The sequence below is a fragment of the Legionella genomosp. 1 genome (assembly GCF_900640215.1).
Taxonomy (GTDB): Bacteria; Pseudomonadota; Gammaproteobacteria; order Legionellales; family Legionellaceae; genus Legionella_C; species Legionella_C quinlivanii_A.
This window is the reverse complement of sequence record NZ_CAAAJH010000013.1, coordinates 84,289-100,993: the sequence shown is the minus strand read 5'-3', so window position 1 is coordinate 100,993 and position 16,705 is coordinate 84,289. Positions and strand designations below refer to the sequence as shown.

Sequence of the window (16,705 nt, the reverse complement as noted above, 5' to 3'; positions counted from 1 at the left end):
CCAGGCGACAACGTTCAAATGACTGTCAGTCTGCATTCACCGATTGCAATGGATGAAGGTCTGCGCTTTGCTATTCGCGAAGGCGGTCGTACTGTCGGTGCCGGTGTCGTAGCAAAAATTATCGAGTAAAGAGTAAAATGGTGTGAGAACAATAGTTCTCACACCAAGAAGTAAGGAGTTAGGCCAGTAGCTCAATTGGCAGAGCGGCGGTCTCCAAAACCGCAGGTTGGGGGTTCGATTCCCTCCTGGCCTGCCAACTACCAAAAGCGTGATTGTGATGAAAACAAACCTAAGCGTTAAAGAAATTGTTTTATGGACAGGAATGCTGTTAGTAACTATAGCAGCCTTTTTTTGTACTTATTACTATACTGTTTCATCTCCAATCAAAGTTATGATTTGGATTGGTTGGCTAGTTAGCATATTCGTAATAGGTTTTTTTACCAATAAAGGACAGCAAGTTTTTGCATTCGCACAGGAAGCAAAAATTGAACTTCAAAAAGTAGTTTGGCCTACACGTCAAGAAACTGTGCAAACTACCTCAATAGTTATGATCATGGTTGCAGCAACTGGATTTATTCTCTGGGGAATTGATTCAATAATGATGTGGGCAATCGCAAAAATAACACATTTGGGCTGACAATAGTGGAAGAACAGAAATCAAAACAGTGGTATGTAGTTCATGCCTATTCAGGCTATGAAAATTTCGTTATGCGTGAGATAAAAGCACGCGCACTTCATCAAAATCTTGAAGAAAAAATTGGCGAAGTAGTTGTTCCTTCCGAAGAAGTCGTAGAAATGCGCGCCGGACAGAAGCGTAAGAGCACAAGAAAGTTTTTTCCAGGTTATGTTTTAGTTAACATGGTTATGGAGGATTCCACGTGGCATATGATTCGAGCAATACCTCGAGTCCTTGGTTTCCTTGGTGGCACTGCAAAAGGGGATGCCAACCAAAAGCCGACACCAATTTCAGATAAAGAAGCAAGAGCTATCTTGCAAAGGGTTGAAGATGGCGTGACCAAGCCGAAACCCAAAATCCTGTTCGAACCAGGTGAAGTAGTTCGCGTCAAAGAAGGTCCGTTTGTTGATTTCAATGGTGTGGTAGAAGAAGTTAACTATGAGAAAAACAAATTAAGAGTGGCCGTTCTGATCTTTGGACGCTCTACACCTGTCGAGCTTGAGTTTAGCCAGGTCGAAAAAACCTGATAACACCAACCGGGGAGCTAATGCCGAATTAGTGTTAGCGTTGACCCACATAGGAGTAAATAATGGCAAAAAAAGTCGAAGCTTATGTAAAGCTACAAATACCTGCGGGTAAAGCAAATCCAAGTCCACCAGTCGGCCCTGCATTAGGTCAGCGCGGTGTGAACATCATGGAATTCTGTAAGGCATTTAATGCGGCTACACAGAATATGGAACCAGGCTTGCCAACTCCAGTTGTCATTACTGTATATAGTGATCGCAGTTTTACGTTTATTACCAAAACGCCTCCTGCTTCTGTACTAATCAAGAAGAAAGCTGGTATTGCCAGTGGTAGCGGAAAACCAAACACCAATAAAGTTGGCCGCCTGAATCGTGAACAACTTGAAGAAATTGCCAAAACTAAAGAACCTGATCTGACTGCTGCCAGTTTGGATGCTGCTGTTCGTACTATCGCAGGTACAGCAAGAAGCATGGGCGTAGAAGTTGAAGGCGTGGAATAAGGGGACAGATCATGGCAAAGTTAAGCAAAAAAATACAACAAATTCGTGAAAATGTTAAACCTAACCACTACTATAACGCTCACGAAGCAATTGAACTCTTAAAGAAATTTGCAAGTAAAAATTTCAGAGAAAGCATTGATATTAGTGTTAACCTGGGTGTAGATCCCAGAAAATCAGACCAGGTAGTCAGAACCTCAACCAACCTGCCCAAGGGAACTGGCAAAACAGTTCGAGTAGCTGTATTTGCGCAGGGCGACAATGCAACTAAAGCTAAGAATGCTGGTGCGGATATTGTTGGTTTTGAAGATCTGGCTGAAAAAGTTAAAGCTGGAGAGATGGATTTTGATGTCGTAATTGCAACTCCAGATGCGATGCGAATCGTTGGTCAGTTAGGCCAAATCCTCGGTCCGCGTGGACTTATGCCAAATCCAAAAGTTGGCACAGTAACCACTAACGTCGAAGCGGCTGTTTCCGATGCGAAGTCAGGTCAGGTTCGTTACCGTACTGATAAAAATGGAATTATTCATTGTACAGTCGGTAAGTTAGATTTCAGCGCTGACGATATAATCGAAAACATAAGCGCGCTGATTGTTGATCTTAAGAAGGCGAAGCCCGCTTCTTCAAAAGGCGTTTATCTGAAAAAGATTACATTATCATCTACAATGGGACCTGGATTGCCTATTGATATTGCATCATTACCCGTGTAATATAAACGCCCTTTTAAAAGCTTTCACGGCATAGACTAGGTTCAATGCCGTCGAAGACCGCAGGTGCGAAAGCTTAATACCCTGCGCAGACGGTGAACCGGCTCCGGGATCTCTCTGAGACGGCCACCATAACTGTCAAATCGATTTATTGATTTGATCAACTTAGGAGGTCATTAACGTGACGATAACATTAGCTGCAAAAAAAGCGGTAGTCGACGAAGTGAGTGAAGTTGCTTCAAAGGCTATATCTGCTGTTGTTGCGGATTATCGTGGTTTGACTGTTAATCAAATGACCCAATTGCGTTCTGAAGCACGCAAATCCAATGTTTACTTACGAGTAGTAAGAAACACATTAACTCGACGTGCTTTCGAGAAAACGGAGTTTGCCTGTCTGAACGACAAATTGGTTGGTCCTTTATTTATTGCTTTGTCACTTGAAGCACCAAGTGATGCAGCTAGATTGCTAAAGGAATTTGCCAAAACATTTGATAAGCTTGAAATCAAAGCATTATCTGTAGGTGGAAAAGTATACGGTGCAGAACATCTGGAAGCCGTAGCAAGTCTGCCGACACGTGATGAAGCATTAGCTAAGCTGATGTATGTGATGAAAGCGCCAGTCGAAAAATTTGTACGTACACTTGCAGAACCTCATGCCAAATTGGTTAGGACTATTGCTGCAATTAAAGATACAAAATAACCACATTTATTAATTTTAAACTTAGGAGCTAGTAATGGCTGTTTCAAAAAATGAGATCTTAGAAACTATCTCTAACATGACCGTGATGGAAATTGTAGACTTAATCGAAGAAATGGAGAAAAAATTCAACGTTTCTGCTGCCGCTGCTGCTGTTGCTGTAGCTGCTCCAGCTGCCGCTGCTGCCGCTGTTGAAGAAAAAACTGAATTCGATGTTGTTATGACAAGTTTCGGTTCTAACAAAGTAGGCGTTATTAAAGTTATCCGTGGTATCACTGGTCTGGGTCTGAAAGAAGCAAAAGACCTCGTTGAAGGCGCTCCTTCTACTGTTAAAGAAGGTGTTTCTAAAGACGAAGCTGCTACTATCAAGAAAGAGCTTGAAGAAGCTGGTGCTTCAATCGAAGTTAAGTAATACCATTGATTTGGTTTTAGATAACCCGGCCATGTTTACATGGCTGGGTTTGTGCGTTTGATTATCTCAATAATTTTACAGAGGAACTACCATGGCAATTGCAGAAGCTCAACACTATTCACATGCTGAGAAAAAAAGATTTCGCAAAAGCTTTGGGAGGCAGTCTGACAAGATGGAAATCCCCAACCTTCTTGATATTCAGCTAAAGTCATACACCGATTTTCTTGATGCCAATTCAAAGGCCAATATACAACAGAAAACTGGCCTGCATGCTGCATTTGCATCTGTATTCCCCATTGTAAGTTTTTCAGGAAATGCGCGTCTTGAGTATGTAAGTTACAAGTTGGGTGAGCCGGCATTTGATGTTAAAGAATGTAAAATGCGAGGATTAACTTATTCTGCTCCTCTACGAGTAAAGATTCGACTTGTAGTACTCGACAAAGATGCAGCTGGCGAACCAAAACCAATTAAAGACATTCGCGAACAAGACGTATTTATGGGTGAAATTCCCTTAATGACCGATGTCGGTACATTTGTGGTAAACGGAACCGAACGGGTTGTCGTTTCCCAGTTACATCGTTCACCTGGCGTTATATTTGAGCACGATCGTGGCAAAACGCACTCATCAGGTAAACTTTTATACTCTGCGCGAATTATACCATACCGTGGTTCCTGGCTTGATTTTGAATTTGATCCCAAGGACTGTGTATTTGTCCGTATTGATCGCCGCCGCAAGCTGCCAGTTACAATTCTATTGCGTGCGCTAGGTTTTGAAATAGAAGAAATATTATCTGAATTTTTTGAATCCACCATCTGCCAATTACGAAACGGAGAGTTTCATATCAATCTGGTACCGTCCAGATTAAGAGGTGAAATCGCTTCCTTTGATATTAAACTGCCTGATAGTGGTGAAATAATTGTTGAACAAGGTCGCCGCATAACAGCTCGTCACATCAAGTTGATGGAAAAGAGCAACATGCAGGACCTGGTTGTTCCAAGAGATTATCTGATTGGCAAAACCCTGGCAAAAAATGTCATTGATACGAGTACAGGTGAAATGCTTGCTCAGGCCAACGATGAAGTCACTGATCAACTGCTTGATCAATTAGCAGAACAGGGCATTTTAAGCTTTGAATTAATTTATACAAATGACCTCGATCATGGTTCGTATATATCAGATACACTAAAAGTTGATCCAACTACGAGTCAACTGGAAGCGCTGGTTGAAATTTATCGCATGATGCGCCCAGGCGAGCCGCCAACTAAAGAAGCCGCCGAAGCATTATTTAAGAACTTATTCTTCGCAGAGGACCGTTATGATCTGTCTGCTGTTGGTCGAATGAAGTTTAACCGTCGGGTTGGAAGAAAAGAAGATACTGGACTAGGTATTCTGACAAAAGAAGATATTCTGGCGGTAATTAAAACACTTATTGACATACGTAATGGAATTGGCATGGTTGACGATATCGACCATTTGGGCAATCGTCGCGTACGAAGTGTAGGTGAAATGGCAGAGAATCAATTCCGTGTGGGTCTGGTTCGTGTCGAGCGCGCTGTCAAGGAACGCTTAAGTCTTGTCGAGTCTGAAAATCTTATGCCTCAGGACTTAATCAATGCCAAGCCTGTATCTGCTGCTATTAAAGAATTTTTCGGATCTAGTCAGTTATCGCAATTTATGGATCAGGTTAACCCCTTATCGGGAGTGACCCATAAACGCCGTGTTTCAGCACTTGGCCCAGGTGGACTTACCCGTGAGCGAGCAGGCTTTGAAGTCCGTGACGTTCACACTACTCATTATGGTCGCGTCTGTCCGATTGAAACACCTGAAGGTCCAAACATTGGTTTGATTAACTCATTGTCAGTTTACGCAAGAACAAATGATTATGGGTTTATTGAGACACCTTGCAGAAAAGTAATTGACGGTCGAGTTACCGATGATATTGAATACCTTTCTGCAATTGAAGAAGTGGATCAGTACATTGCACAGTCCAGTGTACCAGTAGATGAAAACGGAACCATTCTGGCTGATCTCGTTCCATGCAGACATCAGAATGAGTTTTCACTGACTACACCTGATAAAATTAATTATATGGATGTGTCACCAAAGCAAATCGTTTCTGTTGCGGCCTCATTGATTCCTTTCCTTGAACATGACGATGCGAACCGCGCATTGATGGGTTCCAACATGCAACGTCAGGCGGTTCCTACTCTTCGTTCCGAAAAGCCGCTGGTAGGTACCGGAATGGAAAGAACGGTAGCTTCTGACTCTGGAGTGTCTGTAGTTGCCAAACGTGGTGGTATAATTGATTTGGTTGATGCTTCACGTATTGTGGTTAGAGTTAACGATGATGAAACAACGGCTGGTGAAGCGGGTGTAGACATTTATAACCTGACTAAATATTTCCGTTCTAATCAGGATACCTGTATCAATCAGAGGCCAATCGTTTCCAAAGGCGATCTGATTCAGCGAGGAGATATACTTGCTGATGGTCCATGTACCGATATGGGAGAGTTGGCCCTGGGACAAAATCTGCTTGTCGCATTTATGCCCTGGAACGGCTACAACTTTGAAGACTCTATTCTGATTTCAGAAAGAATTGTACAGGAAGATCGATTCACAACCATTCATATCGAGGAATTAACTTGTATCGCTCGTGACACCAAGCTTGGCACAGAAGAGATAACGGCTGATATTCCTAACGTAGGTGAATCTGCTTTAGCAAATCTGGATCAATCTGGAATTGTGTATATCGGAGCTGAAGTAGGAGCGGGTGATATTCTTGTTGGTAAAGTGACACCAAAAGGCGAAACACAATTAACGCCAGAAGAAAAACTGCTTAGAGCGATATTTGGTGAGAAGGCTTCAGATGTAAAAGACTCTTCCTTACGAGTTCCCTCAGGAATGAACGGTACTGTTATTGACGTTCAGGTGTTCACCCGTGATGGTCTGGAAAAAGATGACAGAGCTAAAAGCATTGAAGATGAGCATTTGGCAAGGGTTCGTAAAGACCTTATCGATGAAAGACGGATTCGTGAAGAAGATATTTATCATCGTATGTATAATCTGCTCATTGATAAAAATGCAACTGGCGGCCCAGGAAGTGTTAAGCCGGGTAGCGCGATTACCGCTGACTATTTAAATTCTATTCCCAGAGAAAAATGGTTTGATATCCGTATCGATGAAGATGTTGCGTCGCAGCAACTTGAGCAGTTATCCAAGCAGCTTGAGATGCTCGGTAAAGAGATGGAAAAGCGTTTTAATGATAACCGTAAGAAAATTATTCAGGGCGATGATTTAGCACCTGGAGTATTAAAGATTGTTAAGGTCTATCTTGCTGTCAAACGCCGTATTCAACCTGGCGACAAGATGGCAGGACGTCACGGGAATAAAGGGGTAATCTCGATTGTGGTGCCCGTTGAAGACATGCCTTACATGGCCGATGGTACTGCGGTTGATATCGTACTGAACCCATTGGGTGTTCCTTCACGTATGAACATTGGACAGGTTCTGGAAACGCATCTTGGCCTGGCCGCCAAGGGTTTAGGCGACCGAATCGCCAATATGCTGGAGGCCAATCAGCAAGTTGCCGAGTTACGCACTTTCCTGAACAAAATTTACAATCATGACAGCATGGAAAGAGTTAATCTCGATGCTTTGAATGATGATGAGATTCGTATTCTGGCTGATAATCTGCGCGCAGGAGTACCTATGGCTACTCCGGTATTTGATGGAGCAACAGAAAAAGAAATCAAGTCTATGCTGGAGCTGGCTGGTTTGCGGCCCGATGGCAAAACCATTCTGATTGATGGACGAACTGGTAAGGAATTCGACAATCCAGTAACTGTAGGCTATATGTATATGTTGAAGTTGAACCATCTTGTTGACGACAAGATGCATGCGCGTTCTACAGGTTCCTACAGTCTGGTTACACAACAACCATTAGGTGGTAAAGCTCAATTCGGTGGTCAGCGTTTTGGAGAGATGGAGGTATGGGCGCTTGAGGCTTATGGTGCCGCGTACACACTTCAGGAAATGTTGACTGTTAAATCGGATGATGTTGGCGGACGAACCAAGATTTATAAGAATATTGTTGATGGGGATCATCGCATGGATCCTGGAATGCCTGAATCATTCAATGTTTTACTAAAAGAAATTCGTGCATTAGGTATAGATATAGAATTGAACCACGATTAATAAATAATCGTATAAATTCTCACTAATAATTTTTTTGGAGACATAGACTTGGCTGATCTAAGCAACAACCCGATAAGAAAACCACCAGTAATGAGTGATTTGCTTGGTATTCTCAAACAACAGGGTCAAAGTGAAGAATTTGATGCAATTAAAATCGCATTAGCATCGCCTGACCTGATTCGTTCATGGTCCTACGGAGAGGTGAAAAAGCCGGAGACAATTAACTACCGGACTTTCAAGCCTGAGCGTGATGGATTATTTTGTGCCAAAACGTTTGGCCCAGTAAAAGATTACGAATGTCTCTGTGGCAAATATAAACGTTTGAAACACCGTGGTGTTATTTGCGAAAAATGCGGTGTCGAGTTGGCGCTTGCAAAAGTACGTCGTGAGCGAATGGGCCATATTGAACTGGCTAGTCCGGTTGCCCATATCTGGTTTCTTAAATCCTTACCTTCCCGTATTGGATTACTGCTTGATATGACGCTGCGTGATATTGAAAGAGTTCTTTATTTTGAAGCGTTTGTTGTAGTCGAGCCAGGCATGACCGAACTTGAGCGTGGTCAACTGCTGAATGATGAAACCTATCTCGAGGCGATGGAAGAGTATGGTGATGAGTTTGACGCTCGAATGGGTGCTGAAGCGATTCGCGACCTGCTTCGTCAAATCGACCTTGAAGAAGAGATCAGAAACCTTCGAGAAGAATTGCCGACAACCAATTCCGAAACCAAGATCAAGAAAATTACCAAACGGTTGAAATTACTTGAAGCATTTTATGAGTCAGGAAATAAACCCGAATGGATGATCATGGATGTACTTCCTGTATTACCTCCAGACCTGCGCCCCTTGGTTCCTCTCGATGGCGGCCGTTTTGCTACTTCAGACTTAAACGATCTGTATCGACGCGTTATTAACAGAAACAATCGCCTGAAGCGCCTTCTCGATCTTAATGCTCCTGACATCATTGTGCGTAATGAAAAGCGTATGCTTCAGGAGTCTGTAGATGCATTGCTTGATAATGGCAGACGCGGACGTGCAATTACAGGAACTAACAAACGACCATTAAAATCACTTGCCGATATGATTAAAGGCAAGCAAGGCCGTTTCCGTCAGAATCTGCTTGGTAAGCGTGTTGACTACTCTGGTCGTTCAGTAATTGTTGTGGGTCCTACACTCAGACTTCATCAATGCGGATTGCCAAAGAAAATGGCCTTGGAGTTATTCAAGCCGTTTATCTTCAGTAAATTAGAATTCCGTGGCCTGGCAACCACGATTAAAGCCGCTAAGAAAATGGTAGAGCGGGAAGAGCCGATTGTATGGGATATTCTGGATGATGTCATTCGCGAGCATCCGATTCTTCTTAATCGCGCACCGACCTTACACCGTTTAGGTATTCAGGCCTTTGAACCTGTATTAATCGAAGGTAAGGCAATTCAGCTTCACCCATTAGTCTGTACAGCATACAACGCTGACTTTGACGGTGACCAGATGGCTGTTCACGTACCTCTTACTCTTGAGGCACAGCTGGAGGCTCGTTCGTTGATGATGTCTACGAATAATATCCTTTCTCCTGCGAGTGGTGAGCCAATCATTGTTCCCAGTCAGGACGTGGTACTTGGGCTTTACTATTTAACACGTGAGCGGCTCAATGCCAAAGGCGAAGGCAAAGTTTTCGCCAGCCCGCAAGATGCACAAAACTTTTATGAAGCTGGCTATGTTGATATTCATGCCAAAGTTAAAATTCGTATGCCTTCGGAAGATAAAGAAGGGCAATATCAATTGGTCGATACAACGGTTGGTCGAGCCATTCTTTCAGATATATTGCCGAAAGGAATGTCGTTCACTGTCATTAACAGACCGATGACAAAAAAGGCCATTTCAAGAGTAGTGGATACCTGCTACCGAAAATTCGGTTTGAAAGAAACCGTCATTTTTGCTGACCAGTTGATGTATACCGGCTTTAAATATGCAACACGTGCAGGTGCGTCCATTGGTATTGAAGATATGGAAATCCCTGAAGATAAGGCAGATATTATCGCACAGGCAGACAATGAGGTTCGTGAAATTGAATCCCAGTTCCGTTCCGGTCTGGTAACCAATGGTGAGCGTTATAATAAGGTTATCGATATTTGGTCAAGAACCAATGAAATGGTAGCCAAGTCGATGATGGCGAGAATCGCAACAGAAGAAGTAACCGATAGAACCGGTAAGAAAGTAAGACAAGAGTCATTTAATCCAATCTTTATGATGGCTGACTCTGGTGCACGGGGTTCTGCGGCACAGATAAGACAGCTTGCTGGTATGCGGGGTCTGATGGCGGCGCCAGATGGCTCAATTATTGAAACGCCTATTACTGCAAATTTCCGGGAAGGCTTAAACGTATTCCAGTACTTTATTTCGACTCACGGAGCTCGTAAAGGTCTTGCTGATACTGCGTTAAAAACAGCAAATTCTGGTTATTTAACACGTCGACTAGTGGATGTTGCGCAGGACGTTGTTATTACCGAAATTGATTGCGGAACTGAAAACGGCATTTTGATGCAGCCTTTAATTGAAGGTGGTGACATTGTAGAGCCATTGCACGAACGTGTATTAGGTCGTGTTGTGGCTAAAGATGTATTTATTCCCAATCAGAATGATGCAATTGTTACAGCGGGAACTTTACTTGATGAAGATTGGGTTGAGAAGCTGGAACGTTATGGTATTGACCAGGTTCTGGTACGTTCACCGATTACCTGTGAAACTCGCTTTGGTTTATGTGCCAAATGTTATGGCCGTGATTTAGCCAGAGGACATCTTGTTAACACCGGAGAAGCTGTTGGTATCATTGCAGCTCAATCAATTGGTGAGCCGGGTACGCAGTTGACGATGAGAACCTTCCACATCGGGGGAGCTGCATCCAGAGCAACCGCTGCCAATAATATTCAAATTAAGAATAAAGGGGTTATTCGACTCCATAACATCAAAACGGTGACGCACGAAAATAAAAATCTGGTTGCTGTTTCGCGTTCAGGGGAAGTGTCAATTGTTGATGATTTCGGACGGGAACGTGAGCGTTATAAGCTGCCTTACGGTGCGGTACTGACTGTTCATGATAACAAGGCAGCAGAGGCTGGCGAAATTATTGCTACCTGGGACCCGCATACCCATCCAGTAATTTCCGAGGTTAGCGGTCGTTTGAAGTTCATCGATCTTATTGAAGGTTTGACTATGAACCGTCAGACTGACGAGTTAACTGGCTTAAGTAACATCGTGGTCATTGACGCTAAACAAAGAAGTGCTGCAGGCCGCGATTTAAGACCGATGGTCAAATTGGTTTCTGATGACGGTGATGAGATTTATCTGGCTGGTACGAATGTGCCTGCTCAATACTACTTACCGGTTGATGCAATTATTAATTTTGAAGATGGCAGTCTGGTAGGTGTAGGGGATGTTATCGCTCGTATACCACAGGAACGATCTAAAACCCGCGACATCACCGGGGGTTTACCGCGTGTTGCTGACTTGTTTGAAGCCAGAAAACCAAAAGACGCAGCTGTCATGGCAGAAACGTCCGGATTGGTCAATTTTGGTAAGGAAACTAAAGGTAAGCGTCGCTTGATCATCACAGCTTCTGAAAGTAATTTCCATGAAGAATTGATACCTAAATGGCGTCATATCTCCGTGTTTGAAGGGGAGCATGTCGAGCGAGGTGAAGTAATTGCAGAGGGACCATTGAACCCGCATGACATACTTCGTTTACTGGGTGTTGGTGCCCTTGCAAATTATATCGTTAATGAAGTACAGGATGTATACCGTTTACAGGGTGTGAAAATTAACGATAAACATATCGAGACAATTGTTAGACAAATGCTTCGTAAGCGAGTGATAACATTTTCTGGTGATTCCAAATTCCTGGTAGGTGAACAGGTAGAAGAAAGCATCATGTTGCAGGAAAATGACAAATTGCAAGCAGACGGGAAACAAGTTGCTATGGGAATACCTATTTTATTAGGTATCACCAAAGCCTCTCTTGCAACTGAATCATTTATTTCAGCTGCGTCCTTCCAAGAGACAACGCGTGTGTTGACGGAAGCGGCTGTTAGCGGAAAAGTAGATGATTTAAGAGGCTTGAAAGAAAACGTGATGGTTGGTCGACTGATTCCTGCGGGAACAGGTTATGCCTATCATCAAGGCCGCAAGGCAAAACGTGCAAAGACAGCTGGTTCTGAGCACATCTCGCATACGGTAACTGCCAGTGACGTGGAGCATGCATTGAGTGAAGCACTTAATGCAGATAACCATGATCATTGATCCGGGCTTGGAGTTTCAGTGGATAAGTCTTGACAAATCCGCTGAAACTATAATAGAATCCGGCCTCCTTATGCATACGAAATCACTATAAAAGAGATAGTTCGGAGTTAATAATAAATGGCTACTATTAATCAGTTAGTAAGAAAGCCTCGAGTGGACGCTAAAAAGAAAAGTAACGTCCCTGCTTTGGAATCATGTCCACAGCGCCGAGGTGTTTGTACACGTGTATACACAACCACACCTAAAAAGCCTAACTCAGCTATGCGTAAGGTGGCTCGTGTTCGATTGACTAACGGCTTTGAAGTGACCTCCTACATTGGTGGGGAAGGGCACAACTTACAGGAACACTCCGTGGTTCTGATTCGTGGCGGCCGGGTTAAAGACTTACCTGGTGTTCGTTATCACACAGTGCGTGGCAGCCTTGATACATCAGGTGTTAATGATCGTAAACAAGGTCGTTCTAAATACGGAACTAAAAAGCCGAAAGATAAAAAATAATCTGATTGTAGGAATTTGACATGCCAAGAAGAAGAGAAGTCCCCAAACGTGAAATTCTGCCTGATCCTAAGCATCATAGTGAGCTGTTGGCAAAATTCATCAACGTATTAATGATCAGTGGAAAAAAATCCATTGCTGAGAAAATTGTTTATGATGCCCTGGACGTACTACATGAGCGCGTCAAGAAAAATCGTAAGAGCGAAGACGAGTCAGGTGAGGCCGGAAGCGTAGGCGGCTCAACGACTGTACTGCAATACTTTGAGCAAGCGCTTGATAATGTTCGTCCAAGTGTTGAAGTACGATCAAGACGTGTCGGTGGCGCTACTTATCAGGTTCCGGTTGAAGTGCGTACTGATAGAAGCATTGCATTAGGAATGCGCTGGATTGTCCAGGCTGCCAGATCTCGTGGCGAAAAGGGAATGATGCTGCGTTTGGCAGGTGAGTTGTTAGATGCTTTTGAAAGTAAAGGCTCTGCAGTTAAAAAACGTGAAGATACTCATAGGATGGCTAAAGCTAACCAGGCCTTTGCGCATTTTCGCTGGAATTAACAGAGAGAGAAAACTCCGTGTCTACTCCATTAGAACTTTACAGAAATATCGGCATTGCTGCCCATGTCGATGCAGGGAAAACGACCACGACCGAACGTGTTCTTTTCTACACTGGAATGTCGCATAAAATGGGTGAAGTACATGATGGCGCTGCAACAATGGACTGGATGGTTCAGGAGCAGGAGCGCGGTATTACAATTACCTCTGCTGCTACGACTTGCTACTGGGAAGGAATGGATAAGCAATTTCCACGACACCGTATCAATATTATTGATACCCCAGGGCACGTTGACTTCATGATCGAAGTAGAGCGTTCATTGCGAGTTCTTGATGGTGCTATCGTTGTGTTCGATGCGGTTTCAGGAGTTGAGCCCCAATCTGAGACAGTGTGGAGGCAGTCTGATAAGTACGGTGTTCCACGCATTGTTTTTGTAAACAAAATGGACAGGATGGGAGCAAATTTTCTCCGGGTTGTAGCTCAGATTAAACAACGTCTTGGGTCCAATCCTGTAGTAGTCCAAATGCCAATTGGCGCGGAAGATGCTTTCATTGGAGTTGTTGACCTTGTCAAAATGAAAGCAATTCACTGGGATGAAGAAAGTAAAGGTATGTCTTTTGTTTATCAGAATATCCCAGCAGAGATGATGAAGCAATGTGAAGAGTATCGAGCGTTAATTATTGAAGCGGCAGCTGAAGCGTCTGAAGAGCTGATGGAAAAATATCTGGAAGGCGAAGAGCTTACAGAAGATGAAATTAAGCATGCCATTCGTAAACGAACGGTGAGTAATGAAGTTGTACCAGTGTTCTGCGGTTCAGCCTTTAAGAACAAGGGTGTTCAAGCAGTTCTGGATGGTGTGGTTGATTATTTACCTTCACCTATTGATATCCCTGATATTAAAGGCGTTGATGAGTACGGAAATGAGCTGCATCGTAAAACATCTTATGATGAGCCATTTTCAGCGTTAGCATTTAAAATTGCCACTGATCCTTTTGTGGGCACGCTGACCTATTTTCGTACCTACTCAGGGGTATTAAAAAGTGGAGATACCATTTATAATCCCGTGAAAGGGAAAAAAGAGCGGATAGGCCGCCTTTTGCAAATGCATGCCAACTCAAGAGAAGAGATAAAAGAAGTTAAAGCTGGCGATATTGCTGCTGCTGTTGGTTTAAAGACAGTTACAACTGGCGATACACTTTGCGACATAGATCATGTTGTTACGTTGGAAAGAATGGATTTCCCAGATCCCGTAATAGCTGTAGCAGTGGAGCCTAGAACCAAAGCTGACCAGGAAAAAATGTCAATAGCTTTAGGTAAACTAGCACAGGAAGATCCTTCCTTCCGTGTTCATACTGATGAAGAATCAGGTCAAACAATTATCGAGGGGATGGGTGAGTTACACCTCGAGATTATCGTGGACCGTATGAAGCGGGAGTTCAATGTCGAAGCCAATGTGGGTAAACCGCAGGTTGCTTATCGTGAAACGATTAAAGCAGTGGTGGAGCAGGAAGGCAAATTTGTTCGTCAGTCTGGTGGCCGTGGACAATATGGTCACGTATGGTTGAAGATCGAGCCGCAACAACCAGGTTCAGGCTATGAGTTCGTCAATGCTATTGTTGGGGGTGTTATTCCAAAAGAATACATTCCTGCTGTAGATAAGGGAATTCAGGAGCAGATGCAAAATGGTGTTATTGCTGGTTACCCTGTAGTAGATGTCAAAGTCACACTTTTCGATGGTTCATTCCACGAAGTGGATTCAAGTGAAATGGCATTCAAAATTGCTGGCTCACTGGGCTTTAGACAAGGTGCTCAAAAAGCAAAACCCGTGCTTCTTGAGCCAATAATGAGTGTGGAAGTTGTAACCCCTGAAGAGTATATGGGGGATGTCATGGGAGACTTGAACCGCCGGAGAGGCATGGTTCAGGGTATGGAAGATTCTCCTGCAGGAAAGGTAATTCGTGCGGAAGTTCCATTAGCAGAAATGTTTGGGTATGCCACAGATGTGCGTTCCGCGACACAAGGTCGAGCTACCTATTCAATGGAGTTCGCTAAGTATGCGGAAGCACCAATGAATATTGCTGAAGCGATTATTAAGAAACAATAAAAGTTAATGAGGTTATTTGAAAATGGCGAAGGAAAAGTTTGAGCGAAAGAAGCCGCACGTAAATGTAGGCACGATTGGTCACGTTGACCACGGTAAAACCACACTGACTGCAGCTATAACAACGATTATGGCGAAAAAATTTGGTGGTACAGCGAAAGCGTATGATCAGATTGACGCAGCCCCTGAAGAGCGTGAGCGTGGAATTACAATTTCTACAGCGCATGTTGAGTATGAATCAGCAAACCGCCACTACGCACACGTAGATTGCCCAGGACACGCGGACTATGTCAAGAACATGATTACCGGTGCTGCGCAGATGGACGGAGCGATTCTGGTAGTATCAGCAGCTGATGGTCCAATGCCTCAAACTCGCGAGCATATTCTGTTATCCCGCCAGGTTGGTGTACCATACATTGTAGTATTCCTGAATAAAGCGGATATGGTTGATGATGCGGAGTTGTTAGAACTGGTTGAGATGGAAGTTCGTGACCTGCTGAGCAGCTATGAATTTCCTGGTGATGACATTCCAATTGTTGTTGGTTCAGCGCTGAAAGCTCTGGAAGGCGACACAAGTGATATCGGTGTTGCAGCGATTGAGAAACTGGTTGAGACAATGGACTCCTATATTCCAGAACCAGTTCGTAACATTGATAAAGCATTCTTATTACCGATTGAAGACGTATTCTCAATTTCTGGCCGTGGAACAGTAGTAACTGGCCGTGTTGAAAGCGGAATTGTTAAAGTAGGTGAGGAAGTTGAGATTGTTGGTATTCGCGATACTCAAAAGACCACATGTACTGGTGTTGAAATGTTCCGTAAACTGCTTGACGAAGGTCGTGCAGGAGATAACGTAGGGGTGTTGTTACGAGGAACGAAACGAGACGACGTAGAAAGAGGACAAGTACTGGCAAAACCTGGTACAATCAAGCCTCACACCAAATTTGAAGCCGAAGTATACGTGCTTTCAAAAGATGAAGGTGGCCGTCACACTCCATTTTTCAATGGTTACCGTCCTCAGTTTTACTTCAGAACGACAGACGTAACAGGTTCTTGTGAACTGCCACAAGGAATTGAAATGGTAATGCCAGGCGACAACGTTCAAATGACTGTCAGTCTGCATTCACCGATTGCAATGGATGAAGGTCTGCGCTTTGCTATTCGCGAAGGCGGTCGTACTGTTGGTGCCGGTGTCGTGGCTAAAATCATCGAGTGAGTAAAATGAGTAATCAAAATATTAAAATTCGTTTAAAATCGTTTGACCATCGTTTGATTGATTCGTCAACACGTGAAATAGTTGAAACGGCAAAACGTACTGGCGCACAAATCCGTGGGCCAATACCACTGCCAATTAAAAAAGAGAAATTTACTGTATTGATTTCTCCTCATGTTAACAAAGATGCTAGAGATCAGTATGAGTTACGCACCCATAAACGCCTGGTTGTGATAGTGCACCCCACTGAAAAAACAGTAGATGCATTAATGAAGCTGGACTTGGCTGCTGGTGTCGATGTTCAGATAAGTCTGGATGACGAATAACGTTCCAGATAGGAATACTAACG

At 43.6% G+C, this 16,705-nt stretch carries 13 protein-coding genes, 1 tRNA gene and 1 pseudogene; all 15 read left to right on the top strand.

Translation table 11 applies throughout. The features are described from left to right. Positions 1 to 129, top strand: a pseudogene (gene tuf, locus E1O89_RS12255) (elongation factor Tu); the annotation flags it as partial. 51 nt (positions 130 to 180) lie between these two features. Beyond that, a tRNA-Trp gene (locus E1O89_RS12250) sits at positions 181 to 256 on the top strand. 21 nt (positions 257 to 277) lie between these two features. After that, entirely contained in the window at positions 278 to 637 is a 360-nt protein-coding gene (gene secE, locus E1O89_RS12245; RefSeq protein ID WP_058508188.1) for a preprotein translocase subunit SecE, read from the top strand. A gap of 2 nt (positions 638 to 639) precedes the next feature. Next, positions 640 to 1,203 carry a transcription termination/antitermination protein NusG gene (nusG, locus tag E1O89_RS12240; RefSeq protein WP_187347039.1) on the top strand — a complete coding sequence of 188 codons (564 nt, stop codon included), beginning with the start codon at positions 640 to 642 and terminating at the stop codon, positions 1,201 to 1,203. A 62-nt stretch (positions 1,204 to 1,265) separates the two neighbouring features. Beyond that, the gene (rplK, locus tag E1O89_RS12235; protein ID WP_058508189.1) at positions 1,266 to 1,700 is read left to right on the top strand and encodes a 50S ribosomal protein L11; all 435 of its coding nucleotides are present in this window, start codon (positions 1,266 to 1,268) and stop codon (positions 1,698 to 1,700) included. Positions 1,701 to 1,711: 11 nt separating this feature from the next. Further along, positions 1,712 to 2,407: a 50S ribosomal protein L1 gene (gene rplA / locus E1O89_RS12230; protein WP_112220504.1), complete on the top strand. Its 696-nt coding sequence runs from the start codon at positions 1,712 to 1,714 to the stop codon at positions 2,405 to 2,407. Positions 2,408 to 2,585: 178 nt separating this feature from the next. After that, a complete protein-coding gene (gene rplJ, locus E1O89_RS12225; protein WP_112220503.1) occupies positions 2,586 to 3,104 on the top strand; it encodes a 50S ribosomal protein L10 in 519 nt (172 codons plus the stop codon). 34 nt (positions 3,105 to 3,138) lie between these two features. Continuing rightward, positions 3,139 to 3,513, top strand: coding sequence for a 50S ribosomal protein L7/L12 (gene rplL / locus E1O89_RS12220; protein WP_058508192.1), 375 nt, complete (start codon positions 3,139 to 3,141; stop codon positions 3,511 to 3,513). A 91-nt stretch (positions 3,514 to 3,604) separates the two neighbouring features. After that, positions 3,605 to 7,708 carry a DNA-directed RNA polymerase subunit beta gene (gene rpoB, locus E1O89_RS12215; RefSeq protein ID WP_133140381.1) on the top strand — a complete coding sequence of 1,368 codons (4,104 nt, stop codon included), beginning with the start codon at positions 3,605 to 3,607 and terminating at the stop codon, positions 7,706 to 7,708. 90 nt (positions 7,709 to 7,798) lie between these two features. Further along, positions 7,799 to 11,998, top strand: coding sequence for a DNA-directed RNA polymerase subunit beta' (gene rpoC, locus E1O89_RS12210; protein ID WP_165483148.1), 4,200 nt, complete (start codon positions 7,799 to 7,801; stop codon positions 11,996 to 11,998). A gap of 117 nt (positions 11,999 to 12,115) precedes the next feature. After that, a complete protein-coding gene (gene rpsL, locus E1O89_RS12205; RefSeq protein WP_045098305.1) occupies positions 12,116 to 12,496 on the top strand; it encodes a 30S ribosomal protein S12 in 381 nt (126 codons plus the stop codon). Between the two features lie 20 nt (positions 12,497 to 12,516). Continuing rightward, positions 12,517 to 13,044, top strand: coding sequence for a 30S ribosomal protein S7 (gene rpsG, locus E1O89_RS12200; protein ID WP_112220501.1), 528 nt, complete (start codon positions 12,517 to 12,519; stop codon positions 13,042 to 13,044). A 17-nt stretch (positions 13,045 to 13,061) separates the two neighbouring features. Next, positions 13,062 to 15,146: an elongation factor G gene (gene fusA / locus E1O89_RS12195; RefSeq protein WP_112220500.1), complete on the top strand. Its 2,085-nt coding sequence runs from the start codon at positions 13,062 to 13,064 to the stop codon at positions 15,144 to 15,146. Between the two features lie 22 nt (positions 15,147 to 15,168). Then, on the top strand, positions 15,169 to 16,359 hold the full coding sequence (tuf, locus tag E1O89_RS12190; protein ID WP_112220499.1) for an elongation factor Tu: 1,191 nt from the start codon (positions 15,169 to 15,171) through the stop codon (positions 16,357 to 16,359). Positions 16,360 to 16,364: 5 nt separating this feature from the next. Next, the gene (gene rpsJ, locus E1O89_RS12185) at positions 16,365 to 16,682 is read left to right on the top strand and encodes a 30S ribosomal protein S10 (protein ID WP_058507932.1); all 318 of its coding nucleotides are present in this window, start codon (positions 16,365 to 16,367) and stop codon (positions 16,680 to 16,682) included. Positions 16,683 to 16,705 lie beyond the last annotated feature (23 nt).

Excerpts from the sequence above, each read along its gene's own strand:
- rplL (WP_058508192.1), top strand. The coding sequence starts at position 3,139 with ATGGCTGTTTCAAAAAATGAGATCTTAGAAACTATCTCTAACATGACC.
- rpsJ (WP_058507932.1), top strand. The coding sequence starts at position 16,365 with ATGAGTAATCAAAATATTAAAATTCGTTTAAAATCGTTTGACCATCGT.
- rpsG (WP_112220501.1), top strand. The coding sequence starts at position 12,517 with ATGCCAAGAAGAAGAGAAGTCCCCAAACGTGAAATTCTGCCTGATCCT.
- rpoC (WP_165483148.1), top strand. The coding sequence starts at position 7,799 with ATGAGTGATTTGCTTGGTATTCTCAAACAACAGGGTCAAAGTGAAGAA.
- tuf (WP_112220499.1), top strand. The coding sequence starts at position 15,169 with ATGGCGAAGGAAAAGTTTGAGCGAAAGAAGCCGCACGTAAATGTAGGC.
- rpoB (WP_133140381.1), top strand. The coding sequence starts at position 3,605 with ATGGCAATTGCAGAAGCTCAACACTATTCACATGCTGAGAAAAAAAGA.
- rplK (WP_058508189.1), top strand. The coding sequence starts at position 1,266 with ATGGCAAAAAAAGTCGAAGCTTATGTAAAGCTACAAATACCTGCGGGT.
- secE (WP_058508188.1), top strand. The coding sequence starts at position 278 with ATGAAAACAAACCTAAGCGTTAAAGAAATTGTTTTATGGACAGGAATG.
- rplA (WP_112220504.1), top strand. The coding sequence starts at position 1,712 with ATGGCAAAGTTAAGCAAAAAAATACAACAAATTCGTGAAAATGTTAAA.
- rpsL (WP_045098305.1), top strand. The coding sequence starts at position 12,116 with ATGGCTACTATTAATCAGTTAGTAAGAAAGCCTCGAGTGGACGCTAAA.